This window comes from Streptomyces sp. P9-A2, assembly GCF_036634175.1.
GTDB lineage: Bacteria > Actinomycetota > Actinomycetes > Streptomycetales > Streptomycetaceae > Streptomyces > Streptomyces pratens.
Genome location: NZ_JAZIFX010000001.1, coordinates 129,151 through 153,646 on the forward strand (window position 1 = coordinate 129,151; position 24,496 = coordinate 153,646).

Here is a 24,496-nt window from a genome sequence, read left to right on the forward strand (position 1 = left end):
CCGGAACGCGCCGAACACCAGGACCGGTGGGTGCCCCATGAACAGGACGATAGCGGGTAAGCGAAATGATGCGATAACGGCAACTTGCGTTGTACCAGTAAAAAAACGACCCACGGGAAGAGTTATGGTCACCCCGCTCAAAAATCGGGCATCGGATGAACAGGAATCCGCAGCGCCCCTGCGATACAGCATTGCCTGGGACACTGCGGATGCATCAATCGCCGAAGCCCGAGCGGCCGTACGCACGCTGCTGGCCCAGGCCGGACACGACCCCGGCCACCGGCCGAGCCAGGACGCCCAACTCATCGTCAGTGAGCTGGTCACCAACGCACTGCGTCATGCGCCCGGTCCGGGCGAACTGGCGCTGGAAGTGGCACCCGACGCCGCCCTGCTGCGCGTCACCGTGAGTGACAGCTCCCCTCGCTCGCCCGAACTGCGAGCACACGACGCGCGCCGCGTCGGCGGACACGGCCTGCACCTGGTCGCCCAGCTGTGCGATCAGGTGCAGGCCGTCGCCCGGGAGACCGGCAAACAGGTCGTCGCTCACTTCCACCTGCGCAAGCCCGCTCACTAGTCGGCGTCCGTGGCTGCGGCAGCGCAGGCCCGAAGAGTCGGCAAGCCACCGGCCCACCGGCGGGCAGCTGTGTGCCCGCCACGCTCGGGCGCCCTCTCAGGGACCGGTGAGCATGCCCTCCCGCAGCCGGGCGAGAGTGCGCGACAGCAGCCGGGAGACGTGCATCTGGGAGACGCCCAGGCGTTCGCCGATCTGGGCCTGAGTGAGTTCTTCCACGAACCTCATGTGGATGATCTGCCGGTCCCGCTCATCGAGTTCCGCGATCAGCGGGGCCAGGGCGTGGAAGTCCTCCACCAGTTCCAGAGCCTGGTCCCGGGTACCGATGAAGTCCTGCAGCGCGGCTTCGCCGTCCTCGCTACCGCTGATGGTGGCGTCCAGGGAGGAGGAGCTGTAGCCGTTCGCGGCGAGGCGGGCCTCCCGCACCTCTTCCTCGGGCAGGCTCATCAGCTCCGACAGTTCCTTCACCGTCGGGGTGCGGCCCAGGCGGCTGCGGAGTTCCTCGGTGGCGCGCGCGAGCTGGACGCGGGCTTCCTGGAGCCGGCGCGGAACGTGGACGGCCCAGGTGGTGTCGCGGAAGAACCGCTTCATCTCGCCGACGATGTACGGAATGGCGAAGGAGGTGAACTCTGCCTCCCGGGAGAGGTCGAACCGGTCGATCGCCTTGATCAGGCCGATCATGCCGACCTGGACGATGTCCTCCATCTCCTCCGGCCCGCGGCTGCGGAAGCGACCGGCCGCGAAGCGGACCAGGGACATGTTCATCTCGATCAGCGTGTTCCGCGCGTAGCTGTACTCCGGCGTGCCCTCCTCAAGCACCGCCAGCTGGTCGAAGAACAGTTTGGACAGCTCGCGGGCGTCCTTCGGCGCCACCTGAGAAGGATCGGCAACCTCCGGCAACCCGTGCGCCTGTGTGTCCGTTGCCGCCATATTCATGAGCGCCATGACATATCCCTCCCGCCATCGAAGCCAACCGCGCTGCCGGCCGGATGCAGCCGACGCCGCCACGCGGATACCCCCTCGTCCTGCATCCATACCTGCACTCGCACGAACGGAGGAGGGACCACACTTCTCGAGCGGCTCGGCGCCCAAGAGGACGCTCCAGGGACACCCGGTCCTGAAGTACGACGGAACGGCATCACGGCCGCCGGGCCCACTGAGCAGGGGACCGAACTCGCCGCGGTCTTGTCCATGACCTGTTCGGCGACAAGCCTCGCCGGTGGCCTCCAGGCTGATGCGCCGGGCCACCCGGCCGGCGTCGGCGAAGCTCTCGGCTCTCCGGACAATCCCTGGCAAGCGGGCATGTTGGAGACCGGCGGCGTCCATCGGCCGGTAGGCGAAGGGGTGCAGGTCGTCGTCGTGCGCGGAGGGATCACAAGACGGTTGGTCTTCTCCCGGCCGGTGCCGCCTGCGAACGTCGAGGTCAGGGTCGGCACCCGCACGGCCTGGTCACAGCGGCGCAGCAGTGGTCCGAGCCGGACGACCAAGTCTCGCTCGGCGGCCCGAACGATGGCGCCGTCAAGAGTGTGGTGGGCAAAGCGGTGTCGTCCGGCGGGCCGCTGCGGCTCATGGCTGCGGGCCCGGTCCGGTACCGGCCGATCTGCGGCGTTTACCGTGCCAGTCCAGTATCAGGACCGTGGCATCGTCCTTGAGGCTGCCATGGCAGGCATCGAGCACCGCAGCGGTCAGGTTCCGGACGGCTTCTCTTGGATGCAGCGCGCGGGTGGCGTGAACGACCGAGGCCAGATCGACGGCCGCGGCACCGCGGTCCTGCATTCCGTCGGTGAGCAGGATCAGGCGGTCTCCGGGCTGCAGGTGCAGTTCCTGGAGACGGTAGGAGGTGGGTGCCGCCACACCGAACGGCAGGTTGACGGCGAGTCCGACCTCTTCGACGGTGCCGTCGCGCAGCCGCAGCGGCCAGGGATGGCCGGCGTTGACCAGTTCACAGATGCCTGTTTCGAGGTCGACGCACAGCAACTGTCCGGTGGCCAGGCCGCGGTTGTGGCTCAGCAGAGCCTGGTGGGCGTGGTGGGCCTGTTTAAGGGCGTCACAGCCGCTGCGGCGCGCCTGTCGCAGTGCGCCGACCAGCAGGGTGGCCAGCAGAGCGGAGTTCGTGTCATGGCCCATGGCGTCGGTGATGGACAGGTGCAGGGTGCCGCGGTCGAGTGTGTAGTCGTAGGTGTCGCCACCGATGTCGTCGGCGGGGATCAGCCCGGCGGCGAGGGTGAACTGGGCCGCCTCGCAGCAGGGGGCCGAGGGAAGCAGCTGGTGCTGGATCTCCGCGGCCAGGCTGGTCTCGGTGGTGCGCCGGCCCAAGTGGTACAGATCGGTGAAGCGGCGGTCCGTGACGATGATGTAGGCCAGCGCATGTGCCGCCTCGCGCACTTGTCGGAGCACGGTGTCGTCGGCGGCCTGCAGGGTCACCTCCAGGACGCCGATGCGGTCGCCGCGGTTGGTGACCGGCGTGATGACGCGCCGTCCGCCCTGGCCGTCCGGTTCCACATACTGGCGCTGGCTCTGCAGAACGCTGTCGTAGACACTGCCCTGCAGGTCGATCGGCTCGGCATGATCCGCGACATCACCGCCGACCGCGGCGAGCCGTACCAGTCGCTGACCGATGAGGTCGACGAACAGGAAGGACACCTGTTCCGCACCGAATCGCTTCTGCAGGTCGTGTGCCACCACGTCCACTGACTCACCGGGTGGCGCTGCCTCCGCAGCGGCCAGCAACTCGCCCAGTTCCAGATCTCCACCCACCACAGCAACCTCCTATCGGCTGCCACAACTTTTTCCCCAAGTTTTCGCAACCTCACCTGATGCGCCCGTCTTACCTGGTCAGGGCGGTGAGACCGGCCGGTGCGGGCAGGTCCCGGGTCCGCCGGTGGGCGTCCGCGGGCGACCGGACGGCAGTGCGTCGGCGGCCGAGGGATACGGAGGAGGCAGCATGTCGGCACACGGTGAGCGGTCCGGAGCGGGCCGGTGCCGATTGGATGCGCGGTGGTTGCCGGACTGCCGGCGCCTTCGCCTGCCGCCGTGATCCCTTGCCCCTCACCCCGCAGGCGCTTCGACAAGCGGCTCGACCTGCTCTCCGGCCGACCGTGCGGGAGGGCGGGTGTACGACGATCAGCGCGCTGCTCACGCTTCCGGCCGGGCTCGGCGAGCGAGTCCGCTGTCTGCGATCAGGGCGTGTCGCCGGAAGAGGAGAAGCTGCACATCGCACCAGGGCCGGGCGTGCGCGGTTCGCCGGGGCGCGGGCCGTGCAGGGCGCGGCTGCCGGGCCACCGCGGCAGCTCGGTGGACGTGGCAGCATCGTCGTCGGCTTCGTCCGACCGCCGGCCCGTGGCGTCCAGGAGCAGAGCGTCAACGGTTCGTCGCCCACGAGATCTACCGCCATCTGCTTCACACGCCCCACTGCCAAATCGCTCCCGCAGACCGCTTGACGATCTGTGGGAGCTTCACCGGCCACCCGCCCTCCCCCGCTTCAGCCGGCCACGAACTCCGGCTCCCACGGCCGCGGCCCCACGTCGCCCTGCCAGCGCAGGAGTTCGTGGCCGTCCATGCAGACGATGCCGCACTGTCCGGCGTACTCGATCGCGGGAGCGGTGAAGTCGCTGGTGGTGACCACGACGGCGACATCGGCCCCGTGAACGGTGAAACGCGTGCCGCCGAACCGCTGCATGTCCTGGGAACCGACTCGGTTGGCGTCGCAGTACCGCTTGCACTGGATGACGACCAGGCGCCCGTCCGGCGTCCTCGCCACGACGTCGGCGCCCAGGTCGCCGGCTCCGCCCACGACGTCCACGTCGAGGCAGCCGTCGCGTCGGCACAGTTCGGCTATCGCCTGCTCGAACTCGTCGGGATCCAGCGCCTCGTAGGCGATCTTCTCAGTGTTCGCGAACACGTCGTTCACGGACTCGGGGAGCGGTGCGGTCCGTTCCACGTCGAGGCGACCACCGCAGGGATCGGTCCGTGCTGCCACGGGGCCGGCGGCAGGAGTCGGTGGAGCGGTGTCGAGGGCTTCGACCGCCGTCTCCGTGGCCTCGTCCAGGGCTTCCGCGGCATGGCGCGCAAGCCTCGCTGCCGATATCCGGCGCCCTCTACGGCAACCTGCCACGACACCGCCGGCGCCCACGAGGACGAGCGCGACGGCCCAGGCAGGATGGTGCTCGACGACGGCCGTCGCGGTACGGACGGCCGTGCCCACCAATATCAGGACGACGGCGAGAAGGACGAAGTACAGGGCCGTCGCACGGAGTTCGAACCGGCGAGGGCGACGCCCGGAACGCGGAGCACGTGCGGGTACGGTCATGGTGATGCTTCCCCTCCGAGGACGTCAACGAAGATCAAGAGGCGTCTGCCCCGGTACGGGATGTTCTACCGAGCCAGTGAGATCACCCGTGTCTCCGTGCTTCCGCACCGTCGACGAGGCGTGCGCCGCTGGATCCGACCGCCGACGAACGCTCGGTGGTGGAGGGTTGGGTGCGGCGGCACAGGTCCGTGCAGGACATGGCCATACAGGCCCAGACAATTCTGGCCTGCGACGAGGTCGGGGAGGACGGCTTCCCCCTGTCGACGGGTGTGGTGGTCGTGTCCGGGGGCCGGCCAGGAGGGGGCGGTGCCCCATGGGGTGGCTTCGGCGTCGGTCAGAGGAGCACTTGCGTCCGGTGGGCGGTGCCGTCTGGAGGAGGTGGACGTGAACAAAGGACTGCCCGCCGTAGCCGGAGGTCAGTCCGCGTACACGACGATCAGGCACAGAGCCACGAACGGCACGACGGAGGAGCCGAGCAGCGTCAGTACTGCCGGGACCGCCGCCGTCAGCCGCTCACTGCCCTTGCGCCGGCACGAGCGGAACACCACGCGGGCCAGGAGGAGCGGCAGCGCCAGCAGGGCCAGGAGGACCACCGGAGCCGAGAGCCTGCTGAACACGGTGGTACCGGTGTCGGTGACCAGGTGCCGGACGGTTGCGCCGAAGACGAGCGCCGGGACGGCCAGCAGGACGAACGAGAGGACCGACGCCACGGCGACGGTCAGTCCTTCGGTCAGCCGCTCGGCACGCCCACGTTCCCGGCGCACTTCCGTTGTCCCGCTGTCCCCCATGCCCATCCCCAGGTGCCGCAGTCCGGTGCCGCCGGCCCTCCGGTCGAGCCGCTCAGCCTGTGGCCGGCAGGACGGCAACGTCCGGGCCCTGTGGCCGTGGACACGATGATCTCACGTGCCCATCGGCCCGCCGGTTCCCTGTACGCCTCCATACGGCTCGCGTCCGCCCGGCCGGCGCCTCGTTGTGCGGTCGGCCTCGCATCCGCTGGGCAACGCACGCCGTCCCGCCCGGCGCTGCACCGTCACACACTTCATTCAACGTCACTCGCTGAAGTAGGCCTCTTCGAGTCCTTCGGCGGTGATCTCCCACAGGCACTGGTCGGTGGCGTCTTGCCACCGGACGTACGGCCTGACGGCTCAGCGGCTGCCGAGCCCCGGATCCCCACTCCGCAGCCGGTCCTTGCCGGCCGGAAAGAGCGGAGTCCAGGGCAGTGCCGTGCGCCAGCCATCGCCGCCGCGCATCCAGTCCCCGATGACCTTGGCCACCGTCTCGGGTCCGACGATGTCCCCCTGCCACGGCACATGCGCCTCGAAGTGCAGACGGTCACCGCCCTCGCGATACTCGACCTGGTAGCTGAGATCATCGTTCAGGTAGACCTGCATGAAGTGCCGGCCCACCGGTTCCCTGTCGGTCCGCTCGACGATCACGAACGGGTGCGACAGATTCATGTCGGCCAGCAGGTCATGGACAGCCACCTCCGACGGGTCGTCGATGGACTTCCCACCGGCCTCGGTGGCCCGGATCAACGGCTTGGTCATGCAGACGACTGTAAAGGCGCGGTCCGACAGTCGGGCCGGGCGGCTGGCAGGCGAGGCGGGACTCACGCAGCTCTTCCCACAGCGTGCAGTCCTCCCCCTGTTGCAGACCGCGCTCCTGGAGCATGCCGCATGCACCCCGGACACGTCCCTGCGTATGGTGCGTCGATGGTCCCTGGCGCAATTCCCGGCATCACCGAGCGCCGCCAGTACGTGTCGGCGGCGCTCGGTGATGCCGTTGCGCCTCAGGCGCTTGCGGTCTTCTCGAGTGCGGCGAGGCCCTCGGTGTAGATGCCGTGGAAGAGGTCCTCGGCTTCGGCGTCGCTGACGCCCACGGGGGTGAACGTGCCGGACCATTCGACGCGCGAGGCGTCGCGGCTGCCGGGAACGGCGTGGACGCGCAGAGTGGAGCGGTAGCCGGTCACCGGGAAGGGCGCCTGCTCGATGGTGTAGGAGTAGCTGCGCGCATCGTGGTCGAAGGCATGGAGGCGCTCGATGATGACGCCGCCGTCCTGGTTGGTCAGGCGGCGTACACGGCCGCCTTCACCCAGTTCGCTCTCGGGGATGTAGGGGAGCCAGTCGGGCAGGGATCCGAAACCGCCGATGAGCTGCCAGACGCGGTCGGGGCCCTGCGGCAGGTCGAGGGATACGGTGGTGGTGGCCATGGTGGGTGCTTTCTGTGGTGTGCCGTGGTGTGTCAAGCGGTGGGAGCGTGGGCGGCGATGAGCTTCTCGTCGCGCAGGGCGTCCCAGAAGGCGACCGGGACGCTCTCGGTGAGGGCGGCGACGTCCTCGGCGATGCGGCTGGGCCGGGTGGCGCCGGGTATGACGGCGGCCGTGGCGGGGTGGGCCAGTACGAACTGCAGCGCTGCGGCCTTGACGCTCACACCGTGCTCGGCGGCAAGCGTCTTGATCCGCTCGACCCTGGTGACGATTTCCGCCGGGGCCTGCTGGTACTCGAAGTGTCGGCCGCCGGCGAGGACGCCGGAGCTGTAGGGGCCTCCGACGACCATGTCGACGCCCTGCTCGGTAGCCGCGGGCAGCAGGCGCTGCAGGGACCGGTTGTGGTCGAGGAGGGTGTAGCGGCCGGCCAGGAGGAACGCGTCCGGCCGGGGCTCGTCCAGGTCGAGGGTGAGCTCGATCGGCTCCACCCGGTTGACGCCGAGGCCCCAGGCCTTGATGACGCCTTCCTCGCGGAGTCGCTGCAGCACGCGGAAAGCGCCGGTGCGCGCGGTCTCGTAGACGGCCGGCCAGCGGTCTCCGTGGAAGTCCTGGGCCACGTCGTGCACCCAGACGATGTCGAGGCGGTCCGTCTTCAGGCGCGTGAGGCTGTCCTCGATCGAGCGCAGGGTGGAGTCCGCCGTGTAGTCGTCGATCACCTTGTTCCGGCGGCCGTACTCGAAGAGGCCGCCCTTTTCGCCCAGGTCTCGGGTGGTGGGGTCCTCCGACTCGTCCAGGATGACGCGGCCCACCTTGGTACTGAGCACGAACTCGTCGCGCGGTCGGCCGGCGAGGACCTCGCCCAGGCGGATCTCGGACAGACCGGCGCCGTAGAACGGGGCGGTGTCGAAGTAGCGGATGCCCTGGTTCCAGGCGGCCTCGACGGTGGCCGCGGCCTCCTCGTCCGGGATGCTGCGGAACATGTTGCCCAGCGGTGCGGTACCGAAGCCGAGGGTGCCCGGCAGAAGGGACTTGATGCCCATGGGGAAAATCCTTCTCTTCATTGCGTGACGCGGAGTTACATAGGGTTTTTCCGCTCCGCGGCTCTTGCTCTGTCGAGGCTAGGATCGACGGGTGAGACTGTCCAAGACTTGCTTGGACGGACTTGAGTCCTGAGAGGTCTTAAATGCTTGACCTGCGCCAACTCCGGTATTTCGTGGCCGTCGCCGAAGAGGAACATGTCGGCCGGGCCGCCGAACGCCTGCACATCTCGCAGTCGCCGCTGAGCCGGCAGATCGCTCAGCTGGAGAAGAGCCTGGGCCTCACCCTGTTCGAGCGCAGCCAGCAGCGTATTCGGCTCACCTCCGACGGCCACGTCTTCCTCACCGAGGCCACGGCCCTGCTGCGGCACGCGGACCGGCTGGAGAACCTGGGCCGGCGCCTCGGCCGGGGCGAGGAGGGCGGCCTGTGTGTGGGATACGTGGGCGACGCCATGCACACCGGCCTTCTCCCCCGGGCCCTGCGGGCGCTGCACGACGACCGCCCCGGGATCCATGTCGCCCTCTACGACCTGCCCGCATCACAGCAGTTCGAGGGACTCCGCCAACGCAGCCTGGATATCGCCCTGGTCCCGCAGGCACCACCCGAGACCGACCCGGACCTGCGCAGCACCCTCCTCTTCGAAGACCCCCTGTTCCTGGCCATGCCGAACAGCCATCCCCTCGCCGGCGCGACGGAGATCCCGCCCGGTGACCTGGACGCCCAGCCGTGGGTCGCCATGGAAGACAGCCAGGACCTCACCTGGCGGGACGGCTTCGTCGCGTCCTGCACCGCCGCCGGCTTCACCCCCGACATCCGGCTGGAGGCGCCGGACCCCCTCACCGCACTCGGCCTCGTCGCATCAGGGCTCGGCATGGCGTTCGTACAGAAGAGCATGCTGCGCGGCCACATCCCAGGAGTCACAGTCCGCGACCTCCCCTGGTTCCAGAGGTCCGTGCGCCTGTGGGCCGCCTGGCACCGGATCGATCTCCGTCCCGTCGTCGCCTCGTTCCGCGCAACCGTCCTGAGCACCGGAAACGAGGAGCACGACCTCACCGGCTGAACCCCGGCGCCACGCTGCCGTCGGCAACCTGACGCACCCTCACCCGATACCGCTCGTCGGCAGGGGCAGGTACGACCGTACGGATACCGCGCTTGCGCAGGTGCTTGCGGACGGCTCGTGAGCAGTACTTCTTGTCGGCGAGGACCACATACGGTGCGGAGCGGGACCATCCACGTGGCACGGGCACTCGCAGGCCATGACCTCTTCGGAAGCGAAAACGGAAGCGGATGCGTCACCGGCCCGGCAGGCAGCCGGTACGAAGGCCGGGAGGGGGCGGCGCTCGTCGGCCACCGAAGGGATCTTCGTGGACAGTCGCCCGGGTCCGACCGACGGCGCGGTCGTCCGGTTCGCCGGCCGGGTTCTGCGTGCTTACCGACCGGCTGCTGCCTCACGCGTACATCGTTTTGACCGGAGGGCACCCGCCTCCGACTCGCACGGGAAGAGGGGCTCCCCACCGGCGCTGCAGCGGGCGCGCTGGGATGCCGGTCGCTCCTTCGGGTGTGCGAGCCCGGCCGGCGGGCCGGTCAACAGGGCTTGGAGAGGATTGCGTTGAGTTCGGAAAAGGTGATTCCTTCGGCGAGTGAGTCGTAGCCGCCGGTGCCGAAAAGCTCCTGCGCGGCGCGGCGGGCAGCGGCGTAGGCGGCTTGTGCCACGCCCGAGCCGAGACTGACGCGAGCCACTCCGAGGGCGCCGAGCTCGGCAACGGTCGGTGTGCCGGGGCCGGCCATGACGTTCAGCGGCATGGAGATGTCTCCGGCCAACGCCGCGATGGTGGCGGTGTCGGCCACGCCGGGGACGAAGATGCCGTCCGCGCCCGCCTCGATGTACATGTGTGCCCGGGCCAGGGTTTCCTTCAGCCGGGTGTCCGGGTCGCCGAGCCCGAACAGGAAGGTGTCGATGCGGGCGTTGAGGAACAGGTCCACGCCTGCGTGGTCGGCGGCCTGCCGGGCCACGGCCAGCCGCTTCGCGAGCTCTGCCGGGGGTCGGGCGCCGTCCTCGATGTTGATGCCGACGGCGCCCGCCGCGAGCACTCCGGTGACGGTCTCGGCAATGCCGGCGGCGTCCTTCGTGTACCCGCCCTCGATGTCAGCGGTGACCGGGACCGCGACGGCGGCGACGATCCGGGCGATCAGTTCCAGTGCTCGGTTGCGGGCGAGGACCTCACCGTCCGGAGAACCCAGTGACCAGGCGACGCCGGCGCTGGTGGTGGCGATCGCGGGGGCGCCCGCGGCCTCGATGACGCGGGCGCTCGCAACGTCCCAGGCGTTGGCGAGCGCGAGGGGGGCAGGTGAGGCGTGCAAGGAACGGAAGAGGTGGGCGTCCTTGGCGTTGTCTGACTGTGTGAGGGTCATGGACGCAGTCAAACATCGACCGGCGCCCGCTTTCCGGCAGGAATCCGACATGGACGTCGGCCTCGGGCCCGGCGAGAAAACGACCTCGCACAAGGACAGCCCCCGCCCCAGGATGACCCCCACATGCGACGGGAGACACCGGGTTCGTCCGCCGCGATCCGCTACATCCTGGTCGGCGGGTGTTTCCGGCGGGCGGTGCTGCCCTGCTTCGGGATATCGAGGTCTCCGGCCCTCCGCAGTTTCCCGATCCGGTAGGCCAGGCGCAAGACCCCGTGTTCCCTCTCAGCCGCGATCGCCCTGACGGCGCCGAAACCGCGTACCGGAAGGACGGTCAGCTGTTCGTGGTCAAGTCGGCACAGCGGGTCATGACGCGGGTGAGGCTGCCCTCCTCGGCCAGCAAACGGCGTTGCGTACGCGCCCCGTTGCCCTGTTCGAGGAGGCGGGCGATGCCCTCGCGGACGAGATCGTCGTCGCCGTGGTCCACCAGCGCCTCGCGAACGTGCCGGTACATAGCCTGGACCGCCCCGACCGCGGAGGTCTCGCGCATGGTCTCGGGGTGCAGGAGGGGACCGTCGAGACCCGAGCGTCCCGCTCGCCACGAGGCCAGGCGCAGCAGACCCGTCCCGACCCTGGCCGGCGGTACGCCGTCCTGCCAGGCCCGGGCGGACGTCTCCACCAGGGCACGCGCGAGCGCGGCCAGCAGCACAGGTAGAGAAGCGTCCAGGCACACGTCCGCCACACGGATCTCCACGGTGGGATACGAGGCGGAGAGCCGGGCATCGAAGTAGATCATGCCCTCGTCACGGAGGACCCCCGTCTCGACCATGGCGGTAACCTGCTCGTGGTAGCGGTCGGCGGACCCGAAGATCTCGACCGGCCCGGCGGACGGCCAGCGGTTCCACACCCGGCTGCGATAGCTGCCGTAACCGGTGTCCTGCCCCTGCCAGAAAGGGGAGTTCGCGCTCATCGCCGTCAGAACCGCCAGCCACGGGCGTATACGGTCCAGGACAGCCACACCCTCCTCGTCGGAGTCCACCGACACGTGCACATGGCAGCCACAGGTCAACTGCTCCTGAGCCGTCACCCCGAACTGCTCACCCAGCCACCGATAACGGGTACCGGTACTCAGCGACGGCTCGACAGCCAACGGCGAAGTCGCCACAGCCGCCACTCTCGCGCCGGCAGTGTCCGCGTGCCGCGCCGCCTCCCTGCGACAGCGGGTGATCTCCTCCTGGAGCCGGCCCATCTCCGTCACCGGCTCGGTCGCGAACTCCACCTGCTCCTGTTGAAGCTCCCCCTCGAACTGGTGGTCCTTCGCGCCGGCCCCTCCGTGCTGCCAGGCCCGGCGGTCGGCAGCCGCGAGCGCCGCGTCGGAGACGGCGACCGGCGCACCACTGTTCGGGTCCACCAGCAGTAGTTCCTCTTCCACACCCACACTTCGCATGCCGTCGCCCCTTGTCTCCTGCTCACCAGTCCTCCGGGCCCGCCCGGAGGACTGGTGAGCAGGTGCCCCCGCGACGACACACCATGCCTGGAGGAGGCGCCGGGCTCCCTGCCGACGGCAGCCGGGGCCTCGATGCATCCACCGGCGGCCCGGGACACGGAGGCAGGCTGCGACAAGGCCGGGCACCGCTCGCCGAAACGAGGCTGCGGGAAGACGCGCTCCCGCTCCACGCCGAAGAACGTCAGGCCTCCCCGGGTGCGGGCGGCCGCCGGAAAAGCCGTTGCGGCCCGTGCTTCCTCCCCGGACTCTTGGTGGTCATGCACTCCTACTCCCTGCGGCCTGCCTCGCTCATGGACGCGCCCGCCATCACCGAACTACTCAACAAGGTCGACGAGATCGAGATCGGCCGGCCCGAGACTGACCTGCACACCGTCCAGGCCGACCTGAAACGCCCCGGGACCGATCCGGAGCGCGACTCGTGGCTCATGTGGGACGGGGACGTGCTGGTGGCCTACGGGCTGCTGTGGGACGAGTCAGGCGGCGACCGCATCGACATCGACCACTACGTGCTGCCCGACCATCAGCGGCCCGGTGCACACCTGCTGGAGGCGATGGAGGCCAGGGCGCTGGAGAAGGCACGGGAGAACGGCGCCGGGCGAGCCGTGGTCCACCTCCACCTCAACGTGACGCCCACCCTCGACACGCAGTTGCTCCTGAGGCGGGGCTGGCAGGTCGTACGGCGATATCACGTGAAGCGCCGCCCGCTGGATCCCGCACGGGACGTGGTGCCCGAGGTACCCGCCGGCGTGCTGATACGGAACTGCGGCGCCGAGGAGGACCGGGCCCGCGTCCACGCGCTCCACCAGGCTTCCTTCGTCGACCACTTCGACTTCCAGCCGCGCCCGTACGACCAGTGGCTGCACGACATCGACGCCGACGCGCTGGACTGGTCCCTGGTGTGGATCGTCTCCACCGACGAGCTGGGGGACGCCGGGTTCCTGCTGGCGCGCGACGACCGGGAGGCCATGGGGTGGATCCCCGGCCTCGGCGTTCTGACCGGGGCCCGCGGTCTGGGTCTTGGCGGTTTCCTGCTCCGGCACGCCTTCGCGGCCTTCGCGGCACGGGGCCGGGACGCCATCGGGCTCGGCGTGGACACCGCGAACGCCACCGGGGCTCCCCGGCTGTACGACCGCCACGGGATGACGACCCATTTCGCCGTCGACACCTGGGAAACCGTCCTGAGCTGATTCCGCCCGCCGGCCCCGCCCTCCGCACTCCGTCGGTTCTACGGGCCGTCGGTCAGAACTCCCGAACGGCCGTGGTGCCCGCGAAGATGATCGGCACGTTCCGGTCGCGGGGCGGCGTTTGATGTGGTCGGCGTCGGCCGGCTGCTGCTCGATGATCTGTACAGCGTGCTTCGGGGAAGAGTTCGCGTCGAACGCCGACCATGGAGATCGCGTACGTACTCGATGGTCTCGAGGATGACGGTGGTGCCGTGGTGGACGACGCCAAAAGCGTCTTCGCCTACCGAGCCGGCCGCAGTGCTCGCCTCGGACAGGGGCGCAGGGGCCTCGCTGCTCGGGCGGCACGCTCAAGGCTCGTGAAAGCTCCCTCCGGGACGACCGGAGTGGGCGTGCCCACGGCCACGTCCGCCGTCGTCGGCCCTGTGCCACTCGGGGAAGCGTCCGTTTCTGCCGTTCCGCGGCCGATGCGGTCGGCATCGACGCGACACGGGCCGAACGGTCGGGCTTCGCAGCATCACGTTTGAGTGATGGTGGGGAGACGGTGTCCGTGCGGGCGAAGGATTCGACCGGCACTCTGCCGCCGCGTCGGCCCAGGGTACGCCGGAGCAGGAGGAACCTCATCATGGAAAGCGATTCCGCTTCGCGAGGCCGCCCTCGGAGCTCCTGAGGCCGGCGATCCGTTCGTCCCCGTGTTTTCGCGAGCCTTCGAGATCGTCCCGGCACCGTGCGGCTCCGCCGTCGCGGGGGAACCAGGTGGACCGCGCCGCCATCCTCACCTACGAGTCCATGGGAGGGTTCGAGCAAGTGAGTGCAGACGCGGACATCATCAGGCCACTGCCGGAGTCGCTCCGGGAGCATGCCCGGCGCCTCGGGGAGAAAGTCGCCTTCCAGGACCGCCGTACGCGGCGGACCTACCGGGACCTGGAGCGAAGGACCGGGCGGCTGGCCGGCCACTTGGCGCGGCTCGGCCTGGCGCGGGGCGAGCGGGTGGCCCTCCTGCTCGGCAACCGCGTCGAGGCGGTCGAGAGCTCACTCGCCGTCACCCGGGCGAGCGGAGTGGGCGTACCGCTGGATCCCGGGAGCTCGGGGGCGGAGTTGGCCCGTCTGCTGGACGACTGCGGTGCGCACGTGCTCATCACCGATGAGGCCCGACTGGCGCATCATCAGGAACTCCTGTCCCGCCCCGGGCTGATCGTGGTGACGGCCGAGGGCGGCGAGGAGGACGGGGATATTCCGTCGTCCGAGGGCTCCGGCGCGTTGACGGACGGGTCCGTGGCCGCGGGCGGTGCTCTGCGCTACGAGGAGCTGGCGGGTACGGAGCCCGGGATTCCCGCCCGGGACGATCTCGGGCTGGACGAGGTGGCGTGGCTGCTCTACACCTCCGGGTCCTCCGGCACCCCCAAGGGGGTCCTGTCCACCCAGCGCAACCGCCTCTCGCCGGTCGCGACGGGCCTCGTCGGCATTCTTGGCATGTCCGAAGAGGACCGGGTGCTGTGGCCGTTGCCCCTCCACCACGCCATGAGCCAGGTGGTCTGCGTCCTCGGGGTGACCGCGACCGGGGCCGGGGCCACTCTCGCGCCCCGGTTCTCGGTGGCGGAGGTACTCGGTGAGCTGCGCCGTACGGACGCCCCTTACACCCTTCTCGGCGGGGTGCCGACGACGTATTCGGCCCTGCTCGACGCGGTCCGGCGCGAGGAGGGCGACAAAGCCGACGGCGGCCTCGGAACACCCGCGCTGCGGGGCTGTGTCAGCGCCGGAGCTTCGGCGGGGCCCGCATTCCGGAAGTCCTTCGAGGCGATCTGCCGCACCCCCTATCTGGAGCACTACGGCAGCACCGAGGCGGGCCCGGTCACCATGGCGGCACCGGGTGACACGTCGAAGGCCGGGTCGTGCGGCCGGGCGCTGCCCGGCACCCGGGTCCGGGTCGGCGGTGGCACGGACGGACGGGACTCCGGCGAGGGCGAGTTGTGGGTGAGCGGACCCGGCGTCATGGCCGGCTACCACGGCAGGCCGGAGGCCACCGCCGAGGTGCTGCGCGAGGGCTGGTTCCGCACCGGCGACCTGGCCAGGATCGAGGCCTCCGGGGACATCGTGATCACCGGCCGGGTGAGTGAGCTGATCATCCGGGGCGGGGTGAACATCCATCCGTCGGAGGTGGAGGCGGTGCTGCGGAGGCTGCCCGGGGTGGCGGACGCCGCCGTGGCCGGACGCCCGCATCCCGTCTTCGGTGAGGTGCCGGTCGGCTATCTGGTCCCCGAGCCGGGCGGCGGTGTGCCGGCCAGGGGGTCGGTCCTCGCCGCCTGTCGTGCGGAACTGTCCGCTTTCAAGGTGCCCGTCGAGCTGTACGAGGTGGAACGCATCCCCCGTACCGCCTCCGGGAAGGTCCTGCGGCATGCCCTCGCCGACGGGCCCACGCGAACGCTCGGCACGCCGGCGGCCGGGGGGCCGGCGGACGACCTGCTGGCCCTGGTGCGGAGTGAGGCGGCGGCCGTTCTCGGCCGTACGGCGGAGGCGGTGGAGCCCACGACGGCGCTCCGGGACCTGGGCATGGACTCGCTGACGGCGACCGTGCTGCGGGAGCGGTTGTCGGCGGCGACCGGCCTTCCGCTCTCCGAGGCCGTCGCCTTCGACTTCCCCACGGCCGCCTCGCTCGCCGCCCACCTCCGCTCGCGAAGCGCCGCGAGTGCCGCGAGCGCCGCCGCACCGTCCGGCGCCGGGATCACGCACCGTGGAGCGGCCCGGCCGGACGACGACCCCGTGGTGATCGTGGGCATGGCCTGCCGCTATCCCGGAGGCGTGACCTCCCCCGAGGAGTTGTGGCGGCTGGTGGCCGACGGGAGGGACGCCATCGGCCCGTTCCCCACGGACCGGGGCTGGGACACGGAGGCACTGTACGACCCGGATCCGGGCCGGTCCGGCCGGACGTATGTGCGTGAGGGCGGCTTCCTCACCGGCGTGGACCGCTTCGACCCCGGCTTCTTCGGCATCTCCCCCCGCGAGGCCCAGGCCATGGACCCGCAGCACCGGCTGCTGCTCGAAGTGGCGTGGGAGACCTTCGAACGCGCCGGCCTTGTCCCCCGCACCCTGCGCGGCTCGCCGACCGGGGTGTACGTCGGGCTGATGTACAGCGACTACGCCGGCCGCCTCACGGAGGTGCCCGAGCATGTCGAGGGCTACCTCGGCCTCGGCAGCGCCGGAAGTGTCGCCTCGGGCCGTATCTCCTACACCTTCGGCCTGGAGGGCCCGGCCATCACGGTGGACACGGCGTGTTCCTCGTCCTTGGTGGCCCTGCACCTGGCGGCCCAGGCGCTGCGCCGGGGCGAGTGTTCCTTCGCGCTGGCCGGCGGGGCCACGGTGATGTCGGGGCCCGCGTCGTTCGTGGAGTTCAGCCGCCAGCGGGCGCTGGCCCCGGACGGCCGCTGCAAGGCGTTCGGCGCGTCCGCCGACGGCACGGGGTGGGCCGAGGGCGCCGGGATGCTGTTGCTGAGCCGGTTGTCCGAGGCGCGCCGCGCCGGGCTTCCGGTGCTGGCCGTGGTGCGCGGCTCGGCGGTGAACCAGGACGGGGCGAGCAACGGACTGACGGCGCCGCACGGGCCGGCACAGCAGCGGGTGATCCGGCAGGCCCTCGCGGACGCGGAACTGACCCCGGGGGACGTCGACGCGGTGGAGGCGCACGGCACCGGCACCCGGCTGGGCGATGTCATCGAGGCGGAGGCGTTTCTGGCGACGTACGGGCGAGCGACACGGGAGCGTCCGCTCCGGCTGGGCTCGGTGAAGTCGAACATCGGTCACACCCAGGCCGCCGCCGGGGTGGCGGGCGTGATCAAGACGGTGCAGGCGATGGCGCACGGCGTGTTGCCGCGTACGCTGCACGCCGACGAGCCGAGTCGCCGGGTCGACTGGTCGTCGGGGCGGATGACGCTGTTGAACCGGTCGGTGGAGTGGCCGGGAACGGACCGCCCGCGCCGGGCGGGGGTGTCCTCCTTCGGTATCAGCGGCACCAACGCCCATGTGGTGCTCGAGGAGGCCCCGGCGGACCGGAACACTCCGCCGCCGGTTTCCGCGGCGGACGACGGGGCCGGGAGGGACCGTGTCGACGGCGGGGCGATGCCGGCGTCCGTGGCTGTCGCGGTGTCTGCGAGGAGCGGGCCGGGGCTGCGGGCCCAGGCGCGACGGCTGTACGAACAGGTGGCCGCCGACCCGGACACGGCCTTGGTGGACATCGGGTACTCCCTCGCCACCACCCGTGAGGCCTTCGAGCACCGGGCCGTGGTGGTGGCCCGGGACCGTGCGGAACTGCTCGCCTCCCTGCGGGTGGTGGCGGAGGGCGCGAGCCGGCCCCGGGTGCGGACGGGCACGTCCCGCCGCCGGGGACCGCTGGCCCTTCTCTTCACCGGCCAGGGAAGCCAACGCGTGGGTATGGGACGTGAGTTGTACGAGTCCCGGGAACTACATCCGAGCTTCGCCCGGTCGTTCGACGAGTGCTGTTCCCTGCTCGACCCCTTGCTGCCGGTGCCCCTGCTGGACGTCGTGTTCGCCGGCCCCGGCACGGAGACGGGCGCGCTCCTGCACACGACCCGGTTCGCGCAGCCGGCGCTCTTCGCCCTGGAGACGGCCCTGTTCCGGCTGCTCGAGGCCTGGGGTGTGCGCCCGGACCTGGTGGCCGGGCACTCGGTGGGCGAGGTGGCCGCGGCGCATGCCGCCGGGGTGCTGTCCCTCGCGGACGCCTGCGTCCTGGTGGCGGCCCGGGGCCGGTTGATGGACGCGCTGTCTCCGGGCGGTGCGATGGCCGCCGTGGCCGCCGGAGCGGACGAGGTGGCCGCCCGCCTTGCCGAGACAAAGGGTGCGGCGGAGATCGCCGCCGTCAACGGTCCCGCTTCGGTGGTCGTCTCCGGGGACGAGGCCGCGGTGCGGGAGACCGCCGCGTACTTCCGGGAGCGGGGCCGGTCCACGACGCCACTGCGGGTCAGCCACGCCTTCCACTCCGCGCGGATGGAACCCATGCTGGCCGACTTCGCCGAGGTCGTGCGGCGCCTCTCCTTCTCCACTCCGCGCATTCCTCTGGTCAGCGCCGTATCGGGCCGGGCGGCCACCGACGAGGAGCTGAGCTCGCCGGAGTTCTGGGTGGACCACGTCCGTCGGCCGGTCCGCTTCGCCGATTCGGTGGCGCACCTCCGCGGCCGGGGCGCGGCGCACTACGTCGAGCTGGGTCCGCGCGGAGTGCTCACCGGCCTGGTCGAAGGCTGCCTCTCCGTGCCGGGCCCGGCACCGGCGGGCCCGGACATGGGCACAGGCACAGGCACAGGCACGGACATGGGCACGGGCACGGGCACGGGCGGAGCGTCCGGCGGCGAGCGGACTCCGGCACCTCTGGTCCTGCCGACCCTGCGCGGGGCGCGGCCGGAGGCGGACGCCCTGCTCGACACCGTGGCCGCGTTGCACACCCATGGCGTGCCCGTGGACTGGCGGGCCGTCTTCGCCGGGCGCGGCGGTCGGCGCGTCGCCCTGCCCACGTACGCCTTCCAGCGCCGCCGGTACTGGCTCGACGCCACCCCGCGGCATCGGTCCACGTCTCCGTCGGACACCCCGGCCCATCCTTTCCTCTCGTCCCGCACCATGATGGCCGACGACGACGGGCTGTTGCTGAGCGGGCTGCTCTCGGTGCGCCATCAGCCCTGGCTGGCCGACCACGTGGTGGCGGGGGCGGTGCTGCTGCCGGCGGCCGCCTTCGTGGAGATGGCCCTGCACGCCGGTGAGTCGGCCGGCGCGCCCGTCCTGGACGAACTCGCCCTGACCACAGCGCTGTCACTGCCTGCGGACGGCGCCGTCGAGCTGCAGATGAAGGTGTCCGGGCCCGATGACACGGGACGGCGGACCCTGCTCTTCCACTCCCGGCCGCACTCGCCGGCGGGCGACCGGCCCTGGCAACGGCACGCCTCCGGGACGCTCGTGCCGGAGCAGCGGTCGACGGACCGCAAAGCGGCTGCCACCGTGGCCGGCACCACGCCCTGGCCGCCGCCGGACGCGGTGCCGCTGCGCACCGACGCCCCGGACGCCGACCCGTACGAGCGGCTGGCCGGGCACGGGCTGAGCTACGGCCCCGCCTTCCGGGGCCTGCGCGGCGCCTGGCGGCTCGGGGACGAGCTGTACGCAGAGGTCGCGCTGCCGGAGACCGCCGGAGTTGCGCTCCCGGACGCGGGAGGCCCGGGATTCGTCCTGCATCCCGCGCTGCTGGACGCGGCGCTGCACGCCCTGGCACTCGACGGATGCGCGGCGGACCGTGCCGGGGAGGGCCGTGCCGGGACGGGGGATGGCGGGGTGTCCCTGCCGTTCGCCTTCAGCGGGGTGCGCCTGCACACGGCCGCCGCGCGGCGGTTGCGGGTGAGGATCGCCCTCGGGCCGGACGGGCGGGCCGGGGTGGAGCTGACCGACACGGCGGGCACGCCGGTGGTTTCGGTACGTTCGTTGACGCTCCGACCCCTTCCGCGCACCGGAGGGGGAACAGCGGATCCGGTCACCGGGGCTCTCCACCGGATGGACTGGGTGCCGCTGCCGGAGCCGCCCGTGCCCGCGGTGGTACCTCCGTGGGGCGTCCTGGGCGCGGCGGGCACACGACTGGTGGATGTGCTCGCACCCCGGGGCTCCGGCGTTCCGGTGTACGCCGGCCCGGCGGCGGGCGGCACGGCGCCGGCCGTCCTCGTCGCACCGTGCCCGCCGCCGCCGGCCACGACCGGCGATGCGCGGGACCCGGCGGCAAAGCCGCGGTGGGCGGCGGGCTGGGCACTGGAGTTGATACGGGAGTGGCTCGCCGCACCGCACCCGGCGAACTCCCGTCTCGTCCTCGTCACCTCCGGCGCCGTCGCCCCGGAGGACGGTGGTCCGGTCGACGGCGGTCCGGTCTGCGGCGGTCCGATCGACGGCGGCACCGGTTCCGGGGATTCCGGCGCATCCGACGGGTGTGCTTCCGTACCGGCCCACGCACCGGTATGGGGGCTGGTCCGCTCGGCCCTGCGGGAGAATCCGGGCCGTTTCGCCCTGGTCGACATGGACGATCACCCCGACTCCTGGCGCCTCCTCCCCGCCCTGCTGGCCGCCGCGGCGCCGGAGACGGCCGTACGACGGGGCACGGCGTACGTACCGAAGCCGGTACGGGTGGCCGAGGCGACGGGGGAACGGCGGCCCCGGCGGCGGCTCGATCCGGAGGGCACCGTCCTGGTCACCGGCGGCACCGGTTCCCTGGGCGTACTGGTGGCACGGCACCTGGTCACCGCCCACGGCGTCCGGCATCTGCTGCTCGCCGGCCGGCGTGGACCGGACGCTTCGGGGGTGGACGAACTCGTCGCGGAACTGGGCAGGTCAGGCGCCGAGGTCACCGTCCGGGCGTGTGACGTCGCGGACCGGACGGCGCTCGCCGCCCTGCTCGACGCGGTGCCGGCGGCCCATCCGCTGACCGGCGTGGTGCACGCCGCGGGGGTGCTGGACGACGGCATCGTCCCGGCGCTCACGGCCGACCGGCTGGAGCGGGTGCTGCGGCCCAAGGCGGGCGCCGCCCTCGCCCTGCACGAGCTGACCCGGGGACGCGACCTGGCGATGTTCGCGCTGTTCTCCTCGGTGGCGGGTACCTTCGGCTCCGCCGGTCAGGCCAACTACGCGGCCGCAAATTGCGTGTTGGACGCTCTGGCACGACACCGGAGGCGTCTCGGTCTGTCCGGTACGTCGATCGTCTGGGGTCCCTGGCGGCAGAACGAGGGCATGATGGCGCACCTCACCGACACGGACCTGCGGCGGATGGCCCGCTCAGGATTCGACCCATTGGAAAAGGAGGAGGGCCTGGCCCTCTTCGACGCCGCCGTGGCCGGTGACGACCCGGTGGTGGTGGCGGCCCGCTTCGGCCCGGCCGCCCTGAGCCACGGCGTTCCGGCGGCGGGCCGGTCCCGGGTGCCCGGTTCCGCCACGACGGGCGCGGGCGGCGGGGGCGGGGCTCCGCTCGTCCGACGGCTGGCGGCCGCTTCACCCGGTGAGCGGGGTGAGCTGCTGCTCACGGAGGTGCGGACTCTGGCGGCCTCGGTACTGGGCCACCCGGAGGGGGCGGGTGCGATCGACGGGGACGACCTGCTGGCCGACCTGGGGCTCGACTCCCTGGCCGCGGTCGATCTGGGCAACCTGCTCGTGGCGTCGACAGGGCTGGCTCTGCCGTCCACGCTGCTGTTCGACTTCCCGACTCCGCGTGCGGTCGCCGCCGAGCTGGCGGAACGGTACGCGCGGGAGGCGGCTCCTCCCGACGCACCTGGCGCATCCGACGCCCCCGAATCGCCGGATGCCGTCGGCCGTCCGGGCAGCCCCGGCCGACCGGCGGACGACGGTGTTCCCGGCGGTCCGGAGACGGCCGGTCGGCCGGAAGCCCCGGTGCGTGCCGGGAGCTCACCGGACGCCGGGGGTGCTTCGGATTCCCTGGAGACGCTCTTCCGCTCCGCCTGCGCCCGGGGGCAGACCTGGGACGGCATGGCTCTGCTCACGATCGCCGCGCGCCTTCGCCCGGTCTTCGACAGCGCCGGAGCGCCCGGTGCGGCACTCGAACCCGTCACGCTCGCACGGGGCGGTGCGGGACCCCGGCTGGTCTGCTTCCCTGCCCTCAGCGCGCTCTCCGGACCCCAGGAGTACGCCCGCTTCGGCGTCGGGCTGCGGGGTCTGCGACCGGTCCTGGCGGTACGGCATCCGGGGTTCGGCCCCGGGGAGGCGCTGCCGGCCACACTGGACGCCCTCGTCACCGCTCAGACCGCCACCGTCCGCGCGGCCGCGGGTGACGCACCGCTGGTCCTGGTGGGCCGGTCGGCCGGTGGCTGGGTGGCTCATGCCGTGGCCGAGCGGCTGGAAGCCGAAGGCTTCGCCCCGCTCGCCGTCGTCCTGGTGGACACCTATCCAAGCAGTGACGACCAGGACCAGGCGCTCTCCGCCATGACGACGGACATGCTGCACCGGGCTGCAGAGTTCCTCCCGGCCGGCCCTGACCGGCTCACCGCCATGGCCGGATACTTCGAACTCTTCGCCGGCCGGCAGCCCTCGCGGCTCGTCTCCCCCACCCTCTTCGTACGGGCCCGGGATCCACTGCCCGGTGCGGAGCCCGCTCCGGTCTGGGGGCTGCCGCACACCGAAGTCACCGTGCCCGGGGACCATTTCACCGTATTGGAGGAGCACGCCCGTACCACCGCGCTCGCGGTCCACCACTGGCTGGCCGGTCCGGACCGACGACGCCCCGACGCCTGGTACCGGTCGGAGTCCATGGCCGGTGACGGTCTCCTCGACGGCGGGAGCGATGCGGACCAGGGGCTCCCGGACGACGCCGACGACGGAAGCGGGCAGCACCACGCCGGTCGCCCTTGAGGCGTCTTGACGGCGTTGTCGACTTGACGCGGGGGTCCCACCCGGGGCGGGTTCAAGACCGGGTGGGATCGGCGGTGGTGCGGTCAGGCCGCTGCGAACAGACCGCCGGCGGCACACCGTGGCAGCCGGCGTCGGCAAGGGGGCCAGGGGCGATCCATCTCGTCCTCTGCGCGGCCGGCCCGCCGGACAAGGAGATCGCTCCCGCCCGCACGACGAGGCTCGCCCGTGGTCCCGCTTCACAGTTGGGAGTGGGGCCACTTCGGATCTTTCTTCCGGTAGCCGGTCGAGGGACACCCGCCGGCCCTGGAGGTGGCGAAGCCCTCCGGTGTCCTTCACCGACACGGTGCGGGTGACGTCGTGACGTCCGGTGCGGAGTTGCCCGCGTCCTTCCACGTCGTACGCACGGCACCGGAGCCCGCACGCCGGGAGGGGCGTGCGGGCTCCGGTGCCGGAAATGTCACTCCGAGATGTCGACCTTGCCGTTGGCGGGCTCGACGGGAGCGGGCGTCGCCGACGTACCGCGCCGGGTGAGCCCCTGGAGGAGCTGCGCGAGGTCGACTCCGGTGGCGGAGTTGAGGAGCTCCATGCCCTGGACGACGTTGTCGGTGACGGTGCGCGTGAGCTGCCCCGCGCCGTCGGTGGAGATGACGGTCAGCTTGTCCACGGCGGCCAGCGGCTCGGCGGCCTTGCCGACGACCTGCGGCAGCACCTCGACCAGCATCTGCAGCACCGCCGCGTCGCCGTAGCGTTCGAAGGCGTCGGCCTTCTTGTGCATGGCTTCGGCCTCCGCCGAACCCTTCGCAGCGATCGCGGCGGCGTCGGCGTCACCCTCGAGGCGTACGGCGTCGGCGAGCGCCGCGCGGTGGGCCTTCTCACCCTCACCGGTCAGCCGTGCCCGCTCGGCGGCCGCCTCGGCTTCCTTGACCGAGGCGATACGGCGGGCTTCGGCCTCCTGCTCGGCCTGGTAGCGGGCGGCGTCGGCGGGCTTGCGGACCTTGGTGTCCAGTTCGCGGTCGGTCAGCGCGGCCTGCCGGGCCGCGACCTTCTCCTGCTCCTGCAGGACCTCCTGCCGCCGGGCTGCCTCGGCGAGCGGGCCGGCGGCGTCGGCGCGGGCGGCGGCCTCGTCCGTCTCGGCCTTGATCTCGGCCTGCTTCAGGGCGAAGGTGCGCTGGGCGATCGCGATCTCCTCCTCCGCCTTGAGCCGGGCCTGCTCGGAGGCGCGCCGGGCGACGGCCTCGGCGATGTCGGCCTCCTGCTTGGCGCGGGCCGCCTCGGGCCGGCCCAGGTCCTGCAGGTAGGAGCCCTCGGTGGTGATGTCCTGGATCTGGAAGGCGTCCAGCACGAGGCCCTGCCCGGACAGGCTGGCCTCGGCCTCCTCCGCGACCTGCCCGGCGAAGGCGGCACGGTCGCGGATGATGTCCTCGACGGACATGCGCCCGACGATGGAGCGCAGCGCGCCGGAGAGCACTTCCTGCGTGAACCCGACGATGCCGTCCTGCTGGTCGAGGAAGCGCTGGGCCGCGGCGCGGATCGAGTCCTCGGTGCCGCCGACCTTGACGATGGCGACACCCTCGAGGTTCGCCTTCACCCCGCGCAGGGTGACCGCGCCCCGGACAGCGATCGGAATGTGCCGGCTGGACAGTTCGAGGGTGAACTTCTGCTGGACGAAGGGCACGACGAAAACACCGCCGCCGACCACGACCTTCTGGCCGCTGTTGTCGGTGAAGATCCGGCCGGTCTCGGGGTCGGTGGACTGCTTGCCGCGCCGGCCGGTGACGATGAACGCCTCGCTGGGGCCCGCGACCTTGTAGCGAGTGACCACCACGAGCGCCAGCAGGACCAGGAGTACGACGACTCCTACCACTGCTATCAGTACAGAGCTCATATGTGT

The 24,496-nt window shown here is 71.5% G+C and carries 14 protein-coding genes; 4 read left to right on the forward strand and 10 right to left on the reverse strand.

The window, feature by feature from the left end; all coding sequences use genetic code 11:
* The first annotated feature begins 124 nt into the window (after window positions 1-124).
* A complete protein-coding gene (locus V4Y04_RS00595; protein WP_332424979.1) occupies window positions 125-574 on the forward strand; it encodes an ATP-binding protein in 450 nt (149 codons plus the stop codon).
* Window positions 575-670: 96 nt separating this feature from the next.
* Here V4Y04_RS00595 and V4Y04_RS00600 read toward each other — a convergent pair whose 3' ends face one another.
* The 7 genes from V4Y04_RS00600 to V4Y04_RS00630 all read right to left on the reverse strand — a co-directional run bounded on the left by V4Y04_RS00600 (window position 671) and on the right by V4Y04_RS00630 (window position 8,126).
* Entirely contained in the window at window positions 671-1,516 is an 846-nt protein-coding gene (locus V4Y04_RS00600) for an RNA polymerase sigma factor SigF (protein WP_332424981.1), read from the reverse strand.
* Window positions 1,517-2,137: 621 nt separating this feature from the next.
* Window positions 2,138-3,331: a PP2C family protein-serine/threonine phosphatase gene (locus V4Y04_RS00605; protein ID WP_332424983.1), complete on the reverse strand. Its 1,194-nt coding sequence runs from the start codon at window positions 3,329-3,331 to the stop codon at window positions 2,138-2,140.
* 721 nt (window positions 3,332-4,052) lie between these two features.
* Window positions 4,053-4,880 (reverse strand): restriction endonuclease, encoded by an 828-nt coding sequence (locus V4Y04_RS00610; protein ID WP_332424984.1) that lies wholly within the window; start codon window positions 4,878-4,880, stop codon window positions 4,053-4,055.
* Between the two features lie 416 nt (window positions 4,881-5,296).
* Window positions 5,297-5,644, reverse strand: a complete 348-nt coding sequence (locus V4Y04_RS00615) for a hypothetical protein (protein WP_332424986.1) — start codon at window positions 5,642-5,644, stop codon at window positions 5,297-5,299.
* 381 nt (window positions 5,645-6,025) lie between these two features.
* The gene (locus V4Y04_RS00620) at window positions 6,026-6,427 is read right to left on the reverse strand and encodes a hypothetical protein (RefSeq protein WP_332424988.1); all 402 of its coding nucleotides are present in this window, start codon (window positions 6,425-6,427) and stop codon (window positions 6,026-6,028) included.
* A gap of 242 nt (window positions 6,428-6,669) precedes the next feature.
* Complete coding sequence (locus tag V4Y04_RS00625; protein WP_332424990.1) at window positions 6,670-7,089, reverse strand: SRPBCC family protein; 420 nt, start codon at window positions 7,087-7,089, stop codon at window positions 6,670-6,672.
* A gap of 32 nt (window positions 7,090-7,121) precedes the next feature.
* Window positions 7,122-8,126, reverse strand: coding sequence for an aldo/keto reductase (locus V4Y04_RS00630; protein ID WP_332424992.1), 1,005 nt, complete (start codon window positions 8,124-8,126; stop codon window positions 7,122-7,124).
* Window positions 8,127-8,269: 143 nt separating this feature from the next.
* Here V4Y04_RS00630 and V4Y04_RS00635 point away from each other — a divergent pair, with 143 nt between their 5' ends.
* Window positions 8,270-9,184: a LysR substrate-binding domain-containing protein gene (locus tag V4Y04_RS00635; RefSeq protein WP_332424993.1), complete on the forward strand. Its 915-nt coding sequence runs from the start codon at window positions 8,270-8,272 to the stop codon at window positions 9,182-9,184.
* Between the two features lie 524 nt (window positions 9,185-9,708).
* Here V4Y04_RS00635 and V4Y04_RS00645 read toward each other — a convergent pair.
* Window positions 9,709-10,536, reverse strand: coding sequence for an isocitrate lyase/PEP mutase family protein (locus tag V4Y04_RS00645; RefSeq protein WP_332424995.1), 828 nt, complete (start codon window positions 10,534-10,536; stop codon window positions 9,709-9,711).
* A gap of 331 nt (window positions 10,537-10,867) precedes the next feature.
* Entirely contained in the window at window positions 10,868-11,980 is a 1,113-nt protein-coding gene (locus V4Y04_RS00650; protein ID WP_332424997.1) for a glutamate--cysteine ligase, read from the reverse strand.
* Between the two features lie 317 nt (window positions 11,981-12,297).
* On the opposite strand from V4Y04_RS00650, the gene V4Y04_RS00655 reads away from it, so the two are divergent.
* Both V4Y04_RS00655 and V4Y04_RS00660 read left to right on the forward strand, forming a co-directional pair.
* Entirely contained in the window at window positions 12,298-13,227 is a 930-nt protein-coding gene (locus V4Y04_RS00655; RefSeq protein ID WP_332424998.1) for a GNAT family N-acetyltransferase, read from the forward strand.
* A gap of 750 nt (window positions 13,228-13,977) precedes the next feature.
* A complete protein-coding gene (locus V4Y04_RS00660) occupies window positions 13,978-22,605 on the forward strand; it encodes an SDR family NAD(P)-dependent oxidoreductase (protein WP_332425000.1) in 8,628 nt (2,875 codons plus the stop codon).
* A 457-nt stretch (window positions 22,606-23,062) separates the two neighbouring features.
* On the opposite strand, the gene V4Y04_RS00665 is transcribed toward V4Y04_RS00660, so the two are convergent.
* Window positions 23,063-24,490, reverse strand: a complete 1,428-nt coding sequence (locus V4Y04_RS00665; RefSeq protein WP_332425002.1) for a flotillin family protein — start codon at window positions 24,488-24,490, stop codon at window positions 23,063-23,065.
* Between the last annotated feature and the right edge of the window lie 6 nt (window positions 24,491-24,496).

Excerpts from the sequence above, each read along its gene's own strand:
- V4Y04_RS00595 (WP_332424979.1), top strand. The coding sequence starts at position 125 with ATGGTCACCCCGCTCAAAAATCGGGCATCGGATGAACAGGAATCCGCA.
- V4Y04_RS00600 (WP_332424981.1), bottom strand. The coding sequence starts at position 1,516 with ATGGCGCTCATGAATATGGCGGCAACGGACACACAGGCGCACGGGTTG.
- V4Y04_RS00610 (WP_332424984.1), bottom strand. The coding sequence starts at position 4,880 with ATGACCGTACCCGCACGTGCTCCGCGTTCCGGGCGTCGCCCTCGCCGG.
- V4Y04_RS00620 (WP_332424988.1), bottom strand. The coding sequence starts at position 6,427 with ATGACCAAGCCGTTGATCCGGGCCACCGAGGCCGGTGGGAAGTCCATC.
- V4Y04_RS00625 (WP_332424990.1), bottom strand. The coding sequence starts at position 7,089 with ATGGCCACCACCACCGTATCCCTCGACCTGCCGCAGGGCCCCGACCGC.
- V4Y04_RS00630 (WP_332424992.1), bottom strand. The coding sequence starts at position 8,126 with ATGGGCATCAAGTCCCTTCTGCCGGGCACCCTCGGCTTCGGTACCGCA.
- V4Y04_RS00635 (WP_332424993.1), top strand. The coding sequence starts at position 8,270 with ATGCTTGACCTGCGCCAACTCCGGTATTTCGTGGCCGTCGCCGAAGAG.
- V4Y04_RS00645 (WP_332424995.1), bottom strand. The coding sequence starts at position 10,536 with ATGACCCTCACACAGTCAGACAACGCCAAGGACGCCCACCTCTTCCGT.
- V4Y04_RS00650 (WP_332424997.1), bottom strand. The coding sequence starts at position 11,980 with ATGCGAAGTGTGGGTGTGGAAGAGGAACTACTGCTGGTGGACCCGAAC.
- V4Y04_RS00655 (WP_332424998.1), top strand. The coding sequence starts at position 12,298 with ATGCACTCCTACTCCCTGCGGCCTGCCTCGCTCATGGACGCGCCCGCC.
- V4Y04_RS00665 (WP_332425002.1), bottom strand. The coding sequence starts at position 24,490 with ATGAGCTCTGTACTGATAGCAGTGGTAGGAGTCGTCGTACTCCTGGTC.